This window comes from Bartonella sp. LJL80 (assembly GCF_054871565.1).
The window spans coordinates 73,128-88,279 of the sequence record NZ_JBTXLM010000008.1; the positions used below are offsets into that span (position 1 = coordinate 73,128).

The 15,152-nt window shown below is 47.2% G+C and carries 10 protein-coding genes and 1 tRNA gene; 2 read left to right on the plus strand and 9 right to left on the minus strand.

Going from position 1 to position 15,152, the window contains the following annotated elements:
* Window positions 1-55: 55 nt before the first annotated feature.
* The 3 genes from ACYSNS_RS12180 to ACYSNS_RS12190 are packed head-to-tail and all read right to left on the minus strand — an operon-like array spanning window position 56 to window position 1,672.
* The gene (locus ACYSNS_RS12180; RefSeq protein ID WP_461723436.1) at window positions 56-262 is read right to left on the minus strand and encodes a SlyX family protein; all 207 of its coding nucleotides are present in this window, start codon (window positions 260-262) and stop codon (window positions 56-58) included.
* Complete coding sequence (locus tag ACYSNS_RS12185; protein WP_461723437.1) at window positions 255-683, minus strand: group III truncated hemoglobin; 429 nt, start codon at window positions 681-683, stop codon at window positions 255-257. Before ACYSNS_RS12185 ends, ACYSNS_RS12180 begins: the two co-directional genes overlap by 8 nt.
* A 5-nt stretch (window positions 684-688) precedes the next feature.
* On the minus strand, window positions 689-1,672 hold the full coding sequence (locus ACYSNS_RS12190) for a hypothetical protein (protein WP_461723438.1): 984 nt from the start codon (window positions 1,670-1,672) through the stop codon (window positions 689-691).
* A gap of 232 nt (window positions 1,673-1,904) precedes the next feature.
* Here ACYSNS_RS12190 and ACYSNS_RS12195 point away from each other — a divergent pair.
* Window positions 1,905-1,980: transfer RNA gene (locus tag ACYSNS_RS12195), tRNA-Thr, on the plus strand.
* Between the two features lie 386 nt (window positions 1,981-2,366).
* Here ACYSNS_RS12195 and ppk2 read toward each other — a convergent pair.
* From ppk2 to ACYSNS_RS12225, 6 genes are all read right to left on the minus strand, one after another.
* Window positions 2,367-3,332: a polyphosphate kinase 2 gene (gene ppk2 / locus ACYSNS_RS12200; protein WP_461723482.1), complete on the minus strand. Its 966-nt coding sequence runs from the start codon at window positions 3,330-3,332 to the stop codon at window positions 2,367-2,369.
* Between the two features lie 319 nt (window positions 3,333-3,651).
* A complete protein-coding gene (locus ACYSNS_RS12205) occupies window positions 3,652-4,683 on the minus strand; it encodes an FUSC family protein (RefSeq protein ID WP_461723439.1) in 1,032 nt (343 codons plus the stop codon).
* 240 nt (window positions 4,684-4,923) lie between these two features.
* Window positions 4,924-6,354 carry a glycosyltransferase family 2 protein gene (locus ACYSNS_RS12210; RefSeq protein ID WP_461723440.1) on the minus strand — a complete coding sequence of 477 codons (1,431 nt, stop codon included), beginning with the start codon at window positions 6,352-6,354 and terminating at the stop codon, window positions 4,924-4,926.
* Window positions 6,347-7,372, minus strand: a complete 1,026-nt coding sequence (locus tag ACYSNS_RS12215; RefSeq protein ID WP_461723441.1) for a hypothetical protein — start codon at window positions 7,370-7,372, stop codon at window positions 6,347-6,349. Before ACYSNS_RS12215 ends, ACYSNS_RS12210 begins: the two co-directional genes overlap by 8 nt.
* The gene (locus ACYSNS_RS12220; protein ID WP_461723442.1) at window positions 7,372-10,179 is read right to left on the minus strand and encodes a tetratricopeptide repeat protein; all 2,808 of its coding nucleotides are present in this window, start codon (window positions 10,177-10,179) and stop codon (window positions 7,372-7,374) included. Before ACYSNS_RS12220 ends, ACYSNS_RS12215 begins: the two co-directional genes overlap by 1 nt.
* Before the next feature lie 312 nt (window positions 10,180-10,491).
* Window positions 10,492-12,168: a hypothetical protein gene (locus ACYSNS_RS12225; RefSeq protein ID WP_461723443.1), complete on the minus strand. Its 1,677-nt coding sequence runs from the start codon at window positions 12,166-12,168 to the stop codon at window positions 10,492-10,494.
* Window positions 12,169-12,859: 691 nt separating this feature from the next.
* On the opposite strand from ACYSNS_RS12225, the gene ACYSNS_RS12230 reads away from it, so the two are divergent.
* Window positions 12,860-14,728 (plus strand): DUF6119 family protein, encoded by a 1,869-nt coding sequence (locus ACYSNS_RS12230; RefSeq protein WP_461723444.1) that lies wholly within the window; start codon window positions 12,860-12,862, stop codon window positions 14,726-14,728.
* Window positions 14,729-15,152 lie beyond the last annotated feature (424 nt).

The window sequence follows — 15,152 nt, forward strand, 5'->3', positions numbered from 1 at the left end:
TGTATGGCTGTGTTTTACGACGCTTAAAAACACTCTAGGGAAATGGGCAGATGAATCACCAATGCGGCGGACGCGTGATAGGAATCTCTGTAATTGTCTGTTCTTCCAAGTCGAGAAACCTCTTTGTCAAAGCATTGAGCTGTTTTTCCATCCGGTCGATGATCTTCCATTGACTGGCCAAGACGGTAGACAATTCTTCGACCAGTTTTTCCTGCTCCGCAAGTTTGATTTCAAGTTCCATAATTCTGTTTTCGTCAGTCATGAGGAACATTCCTGTCATCGCGAACATATCGTTCACCGGTCTTCAACAATACGTTGTTTCGATGCGCTAATCCCAATTCAAGGCTATGGGCAATCTGCGTGGCTTTTTGCATGAACAATTCAGCATCATCGGCAATACAGATCTCTTCAACTGTGGTTTTGAATAGTGTCAGCCAGCGATCAAAGTGATGGGAGTCGATCGGTAATACTACGTGTTTGGGCATAGGCCGACCTTCATAACGGCGTGTATGCAGCATGACAGAAGACCAAAACGCAAACATACGTTGGAGATGCGGTTCCCATTCGGTAATCCGTTCATCAAATACGGGGCCGATGAACGGATCCTTCAATACCCTCGCATAAAAACTACGGACGACATTTTCGATCACCTGCTCATCAACGGCTATTGGTTCTCGTGCCATTTTTTCTATTCCGCCGCTCTCATACGCATCCCGAAAATATCAATGGCATGACCTTCTCCCAACAAATCGCTGGTTAGATAGAGTTTTGCCGGTCCTGAGCTATTTGCAGGAATATCGATCTGGAAAAGGATATCTTCACGGTTTGACGGCACCTCGAAACGACGTCGACCACAATCACTGCCTTGGCCCAGATCACAGGTGATGCTCAATTGGCTCGTTTGCCCGCTATCGCTCTTGGCATCGATATCAAGCAGAACCTTTTTGCCCCGCAGCGTGTTCAATGCACCTTCGCCGATGTCGATGATTGCTGCATCATTGGCACTGTTGGCAAATATACGCAGATAGCTTTCACCGGCATCCACGCGGATATCAACCGATGCTCCCCCCCTTGTGGTGACAGAGGTTGCGTCACCGGGGTGAAAGAATCTTATCCATCCGTCATCTTTTGCATTTTGGTTTTGCGGTCGTTCGGGCAACTCTATCGGCGCTGAGGAATGCATTGCACCATCGGATTGGTTTTCTATGATTGTCCTGCCCGACAGGCTGTTGAAGAAAGACCAGATGATAAACACACTCAAGATCGCGCAACCGATTATCACGGCCAATATGGTTAAACGATGTGTTGGTCTTTTTTGTAATCCATGCCCACGCAAGCGCTTATAGTCTTGATTGCTTGCACCATCGACTTCAATGTCGATCTGCTCTTCAGGTCCATTGGAGTAAAGCGTATCATTGGTAACGGTAAGATCGTCTTGACTGTCATTTTGCGAAGCCGGTGGAGTAAGCTGGTACTCATCTTCGATCAAACGGATAAGCCGCATCAAACGATTGCGGCGTTCAGAACGTTTGACATCGTTCAGAGTTTCGTCGGCAAGCAGTGCCCGCTCATGGGCATTCCATGCTGACTCATAGACGCGGCGGCGCGTTGCCTTATTACGGGCGTCAATTTTTAACAATGCGTTGCGGATGGCTTGCTCGGCATTTGTCAAGAATCATTACTCCGTATGTGATGGACAATATTTGCCATACAATAAGCAGAGTGGAACCGATTGGCAAACCATTTGTCGGCTGACAGCCGGTTAGCGCGCGCTGGTTTTGATCACAACCCATGGCCATTTGTGCGGAAAACGATTGAAGATTTAATTGTATGCTTGCTTTCACAACAGCTTTTGGCTATCACGCCTTCACCGATCTTGCTTGCCTTGCTGCGACAGGATCAGTGCCGCATTAGCTCAGTTGGTAGAGCACATCATTCGTAATGATGGGGTCGTTGGTTCGATTCCGACATGCGGCACCAGTAAAATCCAATACTTGGATTTACTTCATGAAGTTCTCTTTAGGTTTATTGAACCTCGTCCGACTTCGCACAAGTCTATTTCCACAGCGCTAACGGCATAGAATGATCCGCCCCTTGCCATGCAAGACATAACAACATCCAAGATGGACGAGTGCTGAGGAAGACGATGGTTTTATGGCTTCTCCGTCACTGAAATGAAGCGGGGCGCGAAGGCCCTTCAATTTCGCCAAAAGCGTGCAGTGTCTTTTCAAATCGAGCCAAGCCCTGTTTTTATCACCGGCTTTGATAAGCCATGCGATTGGTGCATGAGCTGGAAGGGATAGCCTATTGCAATCCCTTCTTTAGCGATTGTGTCTTTCAATCATTACTTGTCGAAAATGGAACCGTCAGATAGCGCCTGAACGGTTGAATTTACGACTTGCTGGATGTGACATTTTGTCAAGAAGTGAATCATCCGCTGATAGAGCATGTGCACCTGAACCAACAATGAGGGGATCCGGTTTTTTTACGCCATGTTCGTCACCTTTGAGATAAGGCATAGAATGGAGAAAATGTCTCATGCAATTCAAGCGCGCGCGCTTTTTATCGTCAGATTTAACAATCGTCCACGGCGCGTCTGCTGTGTCAGTGAAGAAAAACATCGATTCTTTTGCTTCAGTATATTCGTCCCATTTTCCAAGCGATGCTTTATCGATTGGCGATAGTTTCCATTGTTTCAACGGATCGGTTTCACGCTGTTTGAAGCGGCGTTTTTGTTCTTCCCGACTGACGGAAAACCAGAATTTCAACAAATGGATTCCGGAACGCACAAGCATGCGTTCAAATTCAGGGCATGAGCGCATGAATTCGAGATACTCATTGGGATTACAAAAGCCCATAACCCGTTCAACGCCCGCTCTGTTATACCAAGAGCGATCGAAAAAAACGATTTCTCCAGCGGAAGGCAGGTGTTGAACATAACGCTGAAAATACCATTGTGTACGTTCCCGATCGTCAGGCTTTTCCAATGCAACCACTCTTGCGGCTCTCGGATTGAGATGTTCCATGAAACGCTTTATCGTTCCACCTTTTCCGGCGGCGTCGCGTCCTTCGAAAATCAGGACGACTTTTTGGCCGGTTTCTTTAACCCAGTTTTGTAGCTTCAAAAGATGGACTTGCAGATCTTCCATTTCGTGCATGTAAACGTTGTTCGCCATCTTCTTGGCATAAGGGTATTTATCGTATTCAAATGTGTTTTTCGGGTGCTCTATGTCTTTCACCGCTGGCTGCACAACAGCAGGTGTTTTCTTCTCGATGTTCGGGGCGGCTGGTTTGGGCGGATTTTTAACGGTTTGCTTGATTGTTTCGCTCATCATAGGCCTCCAAAAGAGCTGATTTTGCGCCTATATCCGAAAGCCATGGCGTCATTGTCAATGATCTATATTGTCACACCCGGTCTTATTCTACGCTGTGTCGTCGTCTTTTTCAGCTTATGCCAAGTAGAAAATGGTGGGGTGAAGGAGATTCTGGCCATATTAAATCGCTGTGGGACTGGATCGGCACGCGCAACATCGAACACTGTTGTTTGTCAACCATGTGTAACTGCTTGCAGGCAGTGCAACAATATTTGTTGGAAAAATTCCAGGGTGCAATACCACTAGCGCATTATTTACATGGTCTTTTTCATGGCTGTTATGATGATTTGTTTTTGCGCATCTGCGCAAGCATTTGAATGATGATGATGTCGGCAATCAAACCGATGATTGAACCGATAGCGATGGAAACAAGCCGTACAACGAATAGCTTATCGTCCAGCGAGCTATGGAGCAGATCGAACAGAAAGACCGCCAAGGGCGTCGCCAATGCGAGAGCCAGCGCGTAGTTAATGGTTATGACCATTGCAACCGCCATCAAGAACAATCCGGTGATAACAAGCAAGACCGCTGCGGGCGGGTTAAGCGCACTGATGATTGCAATGATCAGTACCCCGATAATATTGCCGAGTATATACCACAAATATCTTATGATGGCTTGTCGTGTGTCATCGGCTTTGAGATTGGCTGCAGCAGATACGGTAAGCCAATTATAGGTGTGGAAGGGAAAGCAAAGATTGGCCCAATAGGCCAACCCGATTGCCACACCGTAGCAGCTGCTTAAAACGTTTGTTTGTGCTTGAGGCATCAGTGAAGGTGGCTTGTTCGGGGCCGCATGAAGCCAAAGACGAGATATGAATTCGACGCCGCAAGCGGCGGTAAAGCCGATGAATGTGCCGATGCCCAAATACATCCAATTGCTGGCGGCAGCCGCCGAATTCATCTCTACCGTGCCGCCAAGGCTCGCAATCATTATCACAAAGAATGGGCCACTTGTGTTCGGCAGGAAACGCTTGCCGACAAACATGGTTAGTGCTGCCAGACAAGCCAATAGTACAATTTTCGCGAGTATGAATGTCGGAAGATAGAGTAACAGACCAAATCCGGCCCAAGCTAAAAAACCATGGACGGCGACGGCTTTTAAACCGCCGCCATTCTGCTGATAAGAATAATAGAAATAGGCAAGGATGCCAAATTCCGCCATGACAGGATAGGAAATGTTACCGACGAAGGGGCTGGAACCCAGAACCACCACAATGGCTGCAAACAAGCCGCCAAACCGCAACCACGTTAACGCGTCGAACCACAAACCATGTTTCGTCTCTTGTTTATTCACCCGCGTGTTGCGCATTTTTTCCTATCATCGATTATCTGGCCATAACGCCTGAACCAGCATTCATGCCAGATTTTATGTTGGACTATATGATAACTAATGGAAAATGATCAATTATGTTCAAAGGTGCAGTCAATATTTTATCCCGCGTGCTTGCGGACTTACGCCGAGCGATGATGATAAACCATCGCTGATGGTGGAAGACCCTAAATCATATCGAGGAGTCGCGGTGGTAGATGATGGGGGAAAATTGACTGGTTACTTCTCTGTCGGCTTTTTCTTGCTATCAAAGCCGGTTCGCTTGATCTCGCCCCATGCTGTGTTGCCGGAGAAATATTCCCATGCTGCTTTTATACGCCAAAAAGTATTGATCTGGCGGTAGCCGAAACACTCGATCACCGATGACAAAAAAAGAAGCAGAATGTATTTTGCCCGGCGCAGAAAGCCCAGATGGACTTGCTCAAGCGAGATGGCAAGCAGGCTGATGAAGATACCGTACATAAAAAGCATAAAAACAAAAGATAACAGGAATTCAAACGTCATCGCCTTGAAATAGTAGACGATGGGAAAAAGAATATAGCTGAACAACTCTAAGATGGGACTGATCACGTCAATGATAAAGACCATCGGCATACCGACAAAGCCAATACGGCCATAACGGCGATTGAACATGACATCCTGATGGCGGAAATACACTTCTAACGCCCCCCTTTGCCAACGTGTGCGCTGTTTCGCCAATACGGAAAAATCCTCAGGTGCCTCGGTCCAGCATACCGCATCGGGTACAAAGCTGATGCGATAATCACGCTTGTTCTCAAGCATGTGACGATGGATTTTTATGACAAGATCAAAGTCTTCACCGACTGACCCCTTGGTATAACCACCTACCGCCATGACCTCGCGGCGGCTGAACATGCCGAATGCGCCGGAAATAAGCGTTAGCGTGTTGACATACCCCCATGCCACACGTGCCATAAGGAAAGCCCGCAGATATTCTAGAATTTGAAAATAGATTAAAAAGTTGAAACGGATCGCAACCCGGGTGAGGCGACCGGCGCTCACCTTGGAGCCATTGGCGATCATCACACTGCCCCCGACAGCAACTGTACGGGCAGGATCGTCGATAAATGGTTGCACCATACGCAGCAAGCCGTCCGGCTCGAGTATGGTATCAGCATCCACCATGCATAAAAGCGCCATACGCGATACGCTGATACCGGCATTTTGCGCGTCTGCCTTGCCGCCGTTTTCCTTATCGACAACGATCAGGCGGGCATAACGTTTAGAACCATAGATGCCGCGGATTTCATTGTAAGGAAGGATGGTTTCACACTCCCGCGCAATCGGCTGCAGATCAAACTCTGCAATCAAAACGGACAGCATGTCATCTTTCGAGCCGTCATTGACGATGATCACCTCAAATGCCGGATAATCCAGTGAAACCAGCGAGTATACCGATTGGACAATCGTTTTTTCCTCGTTATAGGCTGGTACGATGATGGAAATCGGCGGCGCGGTCTCGAAATATCTGTGCCAAAGTAAACCGTTTTTAGGGATCGATGCGCGTTTGAGATAGGCATAAAGGGCGAGAGCCAACTGGACCAGCATGATTAGCACCCAGAGGCTGTAAAAGGTAAAAACGATAGCAAATGTAACCGTGAAGAACCAAAAACGAAATGACTCAATCATTGTAATTCGCGCTCCCCAGAAAGAAGCGCGCGGCTCTTCGACTGCGCGGATTGCCGTGTTGTGCGGTATGCTTCAAAATCAAATGACCATGGGCGCCGGTTGCTAACAAGGCTTTGCCTGCAGCGTAAATGACCGGAAGCGCCTCATCGTCCAGAAGATCGGCAAACAGCGTGTTGAACCGTTCAATATCGATGTCTTGATCATCAAGAGTGACCGTTTCGCTAAAGCGGTCATCTGCAATATCATCATCGGGCAATTTGAAGATTGGTTCACTGTCCTCGTCAGCAAGACGATGCCATTTGTCATCGTCGATCATCACCTTTTCGGTCATTGCCATGGACGCCGTCTCGTCGCTGGCATTTCCAGCCAGAATATTGATTGCATCGGCCCTGATAAGCGGCGGCATGGCTTCAAATTGTGCGACGTCGATAAGCTTGTCAACACGTGTGGCGTTCTCGACATTCGGGTTGAGATAGTGCCTGCGGTCTATTTTGCTGGAAGGCAGACCGGATACGATTTGATAGAGCCACCAAGGGGCATCGTTTTCCATCAGCGCGATGGCAGCAGCCAGCCGAACCTTGCTCGACTTGTCTTTTAATGATTTTTTCAAGACCTCCTGCGCCATCTCGTCAGAAAACATGGCCAGTGTCTCAACAATCTGGATACGGGTGGTACGGGTGGCAAAATGCATCTTACGGCGCAGCACCTTAACGATGCCGGTCTTTGTAAAGTAATCCATTGCCAGGCTGTGTTTTTCGGGGTCAGGAATGGCACGGAAATAAGGGACAAGGCTGACAAGCTGGCGCGTTGTAAAACGGCGTTTGCGGCCTTTGGGTATCTCGCCACTGCCAATGCTGTCCAAAAACTGGTCAAAACTGCGTCGCAGTTTGATAATGCGTGCACGTTCATTGCGTTTGATAAAATGATAGATAATCAGGATCGCCAGCATTGTGACAGCCAAAGTGGCGTAGACCAGACCGATATAGATTGCTGAGGTGATCCACTCGATTTGAAACATCAAAACCGCCGCGTCAGACTGAGGCCGTAAACCTTGCGGTTATAGGCGTTTTGGCGTTCTTCTTTTGCTATGTTGAAGCCGACGGTCAAGTCTTCGCTTATGTCAAAGGCTGCTCCGCCGAAAATGGCCGTCGTGGGTATCATACGGTCGCCGGACGATTCGAGCGTGTCAGAATACCCCGCATGGATGTGCAGCCAGTCAATCGGCGTTGCTTCTGCACGTACCATGTATCCGCCTGCATGCTGGTTCCATTGGTCAAAAACATTAATCCATTGTGCATAAACAACGAATTTTTCATCTAGAAAGGCTTGTCGCAATCCGGGTGTGATGGTCTTGACCACGCCATTGTCATACCACTCGCTTTTCATATCAAGTGTTGCGTTAAGCATTCCCAATTTGTCGCCGAGCTTACCAATGCCGACGCTTCCGCCAGCGCGTATAATGTATCGAGCCAGAAAGTCAGCCTCCGGTGTCACCACACCAGATAAATAACCCCAAAGCTGATCGCCGAATTGATGTGCAACGCCCAATTCAATCTGCTGGTCATCCATATCGAACCGCCGTGACAGTCCTATGCGCCCCGTTAAACTGGTTTTTTCAGACAGGCGATAGGTCAGCGCCACACCACCTTCGCCCCAATTTTTGTAAGGCGAAGTCAGCTTGCTATAGCTTGTATCGGCATCCAGACGCCAGCGCTTGCGGATGGGTGCTTTCAATCGGTTCACAACATCACTGTTTGTAGGCGCTATGTGCTGCGCTTGCTGATAAGCAACATAAGCCTGTTTGTCGTTCAAGAGCCCCCGTTTGCCATCTCCAACCCCTATCCATGCAGCGGCACTATTTGCATTGGCAGCAATGATATTTTCAAATACCTCGATTGCAGCTGGATAGTTCTTTTCCATCAACAGCAATTGCCCGTTTGCAAGGGCTACCTCTTCATTGTCAGGATAACGGGCCAGCAACCGATCAATGCGATTTCTAGCCAACGCAAAATTCTTTTGCCATAAAGCGCTATTCACTTTGCCCAAATAGGCTTCAACGGCGTCGGGATCTATCGCCAAAGCCTGGTCATAGTTTTTTTCGGCATCGATAAAATTTTGCTGAAACGCCTGAACATTTCCGAGTTTGATGAAAAGATCTGCGTCATGAGGAGCCAACCGGACAGCTTTGGTATAGAGCAATTCCGCTTGCGCAAAATCCTGACCTGCGGCAACAAGCTGTGCAGCCTCGCTGGATAAACGGCCGATTTCCTTATCGCGTTGCAGTGATGCTGCAGGTGCTTTTTGTGGTGCCTTTTGTGTAGGTTTCTTTGCCTCAATCGCTTTATTGATATCGGTCACCAATTGCTGCAATTCGCCATCCTGCGGCGATTGCGAAAGAGACATTTCACCCAGAGCCTTGGCCTGTTTCAAATCGCCGCGCCAATAGGCGATACGTGCCAGTCCGGCACTGGCTTCAGCATAAGTCGGGGCGATCTCAAGCGCACGCTTGAAGTATTTTTCGGCGTCGTCAATCTCCCCCAAGGGCAACAACGTCAGACCAAGCTGTACTAATATATCCGGATTATCGGGTGAAAGCGTAAGCGCTTCACTAAGATGCTGCTTGGCCAACGTGAATCTTAGGGCATTGCGCTCTTCGCGGCCCGACTGAAACAGCGTTGCCACTTTCTCTTCCATCAGTGGGCGCGCCGCTGGTTGGTCCTCGTCTTTTACTTGCGGTCTTTCACGCATATCAGCCGATTTTGCCGACTTGGCTTCCTCTACGCTGGAGGCAAGATTACGTGCATCGACATTATCTGGTTGTTCTGAAAGGATCATATCCGCCAGATTTTTTGCCTTATCAAGATCGCCTTCCCAGTAGGCGATGCGCGCAATGCCTAAGCGTGCTTCGACATAAGTCGGACTGATTTCAAGGGCAGCTTCCAGATTGCTTTTGGCAGCGTCGATATCTCCAAGAGACATATAGGTCAAACCTAGCTGGACCAGTGCATCGGCATTATTGGGTAGCAATGACAATACTTGATCAAGCAGCGTGCGTGCTTGATCGAAATGCCCTTCAATTCGTGCTTTTTTTCCCTGCTGCAGGAGTTTTTCCGCCTGTAATTCAATATCGGCAGCAACGTGGGGTGGTTGTGACATATCCGGGCGGGATAGATAGGGGGCATTGACAGTCGGAGCGACGATTGTCGGTCTCTGCCCCATGGCGGCGGAATTCGGTGCTCTATTCGCTATGGCCTTGCCAAGTTCTTCGTCAAGCTTGCGCGCTTCTTCATTGTCTGGATAAAGGGAAAGGATGTCGTCATTCAATTGCTTCGCATGGTCGAGATTATTGTGCCAATAGGCAATTTTTGCGAGGTTCAGCTCGGCTTCCAGGTCATAAGGCACAATTTCGAGGACAAGTTGAAAGTTCTTTTCCGCTTCATCAAGCTGCCCTAGGATAAGCAATGTCAGTCCCAACTCTCTGAGTATGTCAGGATCATTAGGGGCAAGACTACGGGCTTTCTCCAAGTTCGCCCTTGCACCTTCATAATTGCCGGAATGTCGATCCTTATAGCCTTGTGCGAAAAGCCTTTTCGCGTCATTCGTCGTTAAAGGTTGCGGGCCCGCACTGGGTGGCAGTGCTTTTTCAAGCGGCAATTCGTAGTGGATAGGATTATCGGCTGCCGCAACTACGGAATTATCAAAACGGGGGAGGGGCGATTGCGCTTGCACATGTCCTGACGGGAAAAGAAATAAAGCCGCCGCCGATATGAACCATACCAGCGTTGACGTTGTTCCATATACCCCTCTTGCCCCGTAGGATATCACTCAAACCCCGATCTACGAATTTGTCGAATCAACTGCCCATTTTGTGCATCAAACTATTATAATTTCGTATCTTTTTGATGATATCCCGCCAAATATCGACTTATTCTGCCGCTTGCTACCCTATAATGACCAAATTGTGGCTAAATTGGCACTTGATTACTTTAATTCTTCTATAACAGATAGCCTATTCACGAAAATATCATGGTCATTCATAAAAGAATGCACCAAGAGACCCGGCCATCGCCATCTTTGTAGGCTGAAACAGCGAAAACGCCATTGGAATATGTGCGCCGGTACAAACTTGGTTCATTATTACCGCAAACCATGGATCGCAAACCCGCCAAAGCTTGAAAATGTCGCGAAATAAGGCCTTATCCGTGCAAGCGTATCGAACAGATCACCCGTTTCACCCAAAAAACTAACATCATTGCCGTCTGGTTGATTGATATGATCCAAACTATAAAGAATGGATGTCATGCCTGAATTGGTCGTTCGCAGCAACAGAATAAAGGGTTGCGCGGCTTGCGGCGTTTGTTCTTCGGAACGTTTGAAAAACATTTGGGCTTTTCCGTCAACCGGTCCGTTTTCCAAAGCTATATTGATCCGTGCGCCTGCCGTTGCGCCCCAAACCAACCACCTGCGTGACACTTCAAAGATTTGCGACCGCGTTGTGCGGTAAGCCATCACAGTGAAAGAGCCTATATCCTTCACCTTGTCCAAAGCGTTTACACCTTCGGCTGTGTTGCGCATCCAATAGGGTGTGACGATATCAATGGGCCCGCCCCATATCGTATGCATGGCATTCAGTGTGGTTGCCCAGTCATCCCACATTGCAGTAGGATCAGCTGCAAACTCGTCGGAGGTGTACGGTTCAATGTCATATTGGATACCGGATAACTTTGCCGTAACATCCATACGGTTTTGAAAATCGGCTATGACACGTGTACGTTGCAAGGCCAAGCGTCGTCCTTCGCCTCGGATCATCCGCGCATCACCCTCAACGGCGAATACATCAATCGAATTTCTTCGCGCAGCTTTTATGAAAGCGATCAATGCAGCTTCATTGGTAATGGAGTCGTTTTCAATGCCAATCTGTACAAAGAATTTCGTGATAGATCGAGCTTTCGCCCAGTCGATCAAACCATCGGGATTATCGATCCAGTCTTGGTCGCGCCAAATCCATGTCGCCAACCCTTTATCATTTTCGGCTTTCTCCAATGGCTCAATGCGAATACTCGCGAGGTCTATGTGCGCTTGCTGGTCGGGGCATTGCACCATAATCACATCATTGGCGTTTGGGCGATTTCGAAAACGTAAAACATCATATTTGGGTTGGTCTGGCCCGGATGTTCCGTAGCGTATCGGGAAAGTAGGCGCGCTGCTGGATAAGGTACCGTTTTGTGCTGCCAAGCCAATTTGGAATGGCTTGTCCGCGGCTCCTTGCACCGTTACATAATAGTCGATCAATTTTGGAAATCGTCCTTGTGTCGGTGCCAGCACCAGACCGGCAGCAGCTTTCCCAGCTTGGCAAGAGAGGCTTATCAAGCCATTTTCTTGCGACAAACGAACGCGTCCTTCCGTGGAAAATAGCGATGCGGTCAAACGACCCAGTACATTTGTGTAAAGCGGCAATAAAGGTGAAACCTGCGGATTGCGCTTTTCTTCTCTCGCTGCCGCACTCATTTGGTTGATTTGCAACGGTTCATAATTCACATAACTTCTTTGGGGTGAAAACCGATTTGAAGCAAATATCCCCTCAAGGCTTATCATAGTCGGTAAAGCTTCGAGATGGGTAAGGTCGCTGACCCAGCTTAACGGTAAATCGGTGTGCATATCCGTTTGTAGGCATTGGGGATTGCTGGCATGATCGAGCGGTCCATTGGCACTAAAGAAGCATAGTTTATCAGCCATGGCATCATCCATATGCGCAATCGTCATGAAAACAGAAATCATGCCAAGAAAAAGATAGGAAAATAATTTTCTGCTCATATGTAGCGCTAACATATTTGCCCCTTCTTGGCTTTGTGTATCTTGCCCAAAAGAGGCTTGAGCGCTGCTTTTGGGGAAAATAAACACTGCAAAACACGATTGCAAATAATTTATATGCGTCAGACAAAGCTGATATCAAGATCACTGAATAACGTTCTCACACCGCAAACTCCATGAGAATGATCGTGTCAGGCTTGCGAGATTGATCATTAAGCCGATGGGTGTATAGAGAGCTTGTTATAAACGTAGCATCGGTTCAAATAAATGGCTGGTTTGTTTGCGATATATTTTAAATATCTATTCGTTTTATCGATTAACAAAAGAGCGATATTTCGTCGGCGAAGGAACACCAGTAAAGTCATTGAAGAATGATTTCTATTAGGTAACTGATCATTCACCTTAAACAGAAGTGAACTCAAAACCGATATACGGACTTTGAATTATATTTTTCCAAAATAGCGAGATGATGTGAATCATAAACAACGTGGAAAACTATCTGGCGGGCGATGAACAATGAAGCCGAGTACTACGTCTACGATATATTACTCTAAGACCTTCTTAATAGGATAGCTACCTAGTAGCAGACATACTGTATGCCAGTTACTTCTAGGTTATAGCCTAATGGCGGCGACATCTTTTTTCTTCTGCTAGCTTATGGTAGTATTTTGAAGAAGACAAGATGGGAGTTACAATGGCAAAAGCACGACCATTTTCAATTTTTCTTCTGAAAGAAGGTTTCGATGCTACGAATGCTCTGGAGGAAGATCACGGTCTTGAGGTGGCCGAAGCAACTGAACTGCCCGAAGGTGCGGTGCTTTATATTCTCGATGCTAAACCGAAATTTCCATGGTGGAGAGATTATTTCGGCGTCACTAAACATCTTATCCAACAATTTAAGGGCGCACTCGTCTTCCTTCCGGTCGGTGGCCGCTGGTTTGCTCTATCCTTCGGGCAGATTTTTCATCATCTGGACGATGCCGCTTACGAATACGATTTTGGTCTGAGAGTAACACTGAACAGCATCGATCCTAACAAATTGAAGAGCGCCGACATGGTTGCGCCCGGGGTAGCGCGCCGAAAACGAACCCAGGTACCGGTTTCGACCGAACTAACCTATCTTGATTTCGATGGAAATAGCGAAATCATCAAGAGCCTTACCGGTAAGGTAAAGGCAGAATATGAGGAGTTTTTCAAGAACGCGACTGGCTCGGTATCGCTCAAAGTAAGTCTCAATCTCGAACCGGGTGAGTTACCGGACATATGCAAGACTTTACTCGGCCTCTATAATTCGGATGGTTATAAGACTTCATTTCCTAACATACAGAATATATCGCCGATCAACGATCCGCTCAAAATTACCGAACTTGATGATTTGCTATTATCATCCCTGAAAGCGAAGGACGGCAAAGCCACGCTAACGATTCCCGACATCATCGATTATCGGGATAACACGTGTTGTATTTTTCAAGGTGATGGACGAACCAGCGACGTGTTTCCGGATATTTCGTTAGAGGAATTCTACCAATTTCTTGGAGAAAACTATTATCTCGCGGGAATGACAGTTGAGAGCTTCAAAAACTTTCGAATGATTTTGACAGATGTCGATGGGGCAACCAGCCGGAGCTACAGCGTCTATAGATCTCTGATTTACGATTCAGAGCTCGCGGGTGAAGGCCTAGTCTGCCATTTGTGCGAGGGAAAGTGGTATCGCGTCGAAAAGAGCTACATTCAGCGGTTGAAGAACTATCTGGACGCAAAATGTGCAGACCACGATCTGCCTCCTTACAATCACGATGCGGTCAAGGACGGCAAAGCGGTTTATAGTGAACAAGGTTACAACGCAGCCATTCCGGACTGGAATAACGCCTATATCTGCCTCGACCAAACCGATATCAGTCCGGCAGGCAGCACACAAATCGAGCCATGTGATATTTACACGGTTAGTGCCGACACAGAGGCTTCATGCGGCCAACGGTCGTTCTTCTACCACCTCAAGATTTCAACGCGCTCTTCTCATCTGAGCCATTTATTCAATCAAGGCGTTAATTCGGTGGACCTCATCCAATTGGAGTCGGTATCTCGCAAAAAAATGAAGGCCTTGGTGACGAGTAAATTGAATGGAAACGATCCCAAAATATTTCTCGCACCTCTCGAATCTTTCGACTTCAAGGTCGTTTTCGGCATCATCACACATAGGAACAAGGATGATAAATCGGATAACCTACCACTGTTTTCGAAGATCAGTCTCATGCGCAACATGCAGCAACTCGATGTTCGGAAAATACCGTCCAGCCTCGTGTTCATAGAAGACCAAAGTCCGAAGAAACACGGTCATCCAAAACACGAGATGATAGACGTAGAAATCGTTAAACTAGAAAATGGCAAAATTGAGGTAAGAGCTGTTAAGGGGCTGGGATATGACACTGCGATTCCAATTAAATCCTGCCCGAGGGAAGTCCGGGAAAGCGCTGTCGGAACGCGCTACAAGTTGACCGTGAAAAAAGGCGAGGATGGCGCGCTCTCAAGCTATCATGGTTGGCCATTCGAAATTGTAGAATGATATCGTTTTCATCCATATTGGTCACAATCTTTGTCAATTGCTAGACGTTTCTTGCTTCTCTGCCTAAAATCCTTTGATCACTTATGATGAGGTGTGTTGACGATTACGATGCGCGGACAGAGTTATGCTACAAACCTGGTCAGAAAAACGCGGACTCAGAAATATACAGTCATATTTTTAGGAAAAATTCTCATGAATAGTTATATATTAATGTGCATAAAATTTTTAATTATTTAGTTTATGAAAAACAGGAGTTTTTATGATTATTTAGAATGTTTTTTCACGCTCAGGTTTTCAGACGGATATTAAATCAATCGTTTCTAAAAAGCGATATTCCCTGTTTTCTTCGTCAGCGTACACTGCGTACAGCACTTTTAAAAATGTCGCCGATATGGCATTGATTCAAATACAACGAAGCACTGTA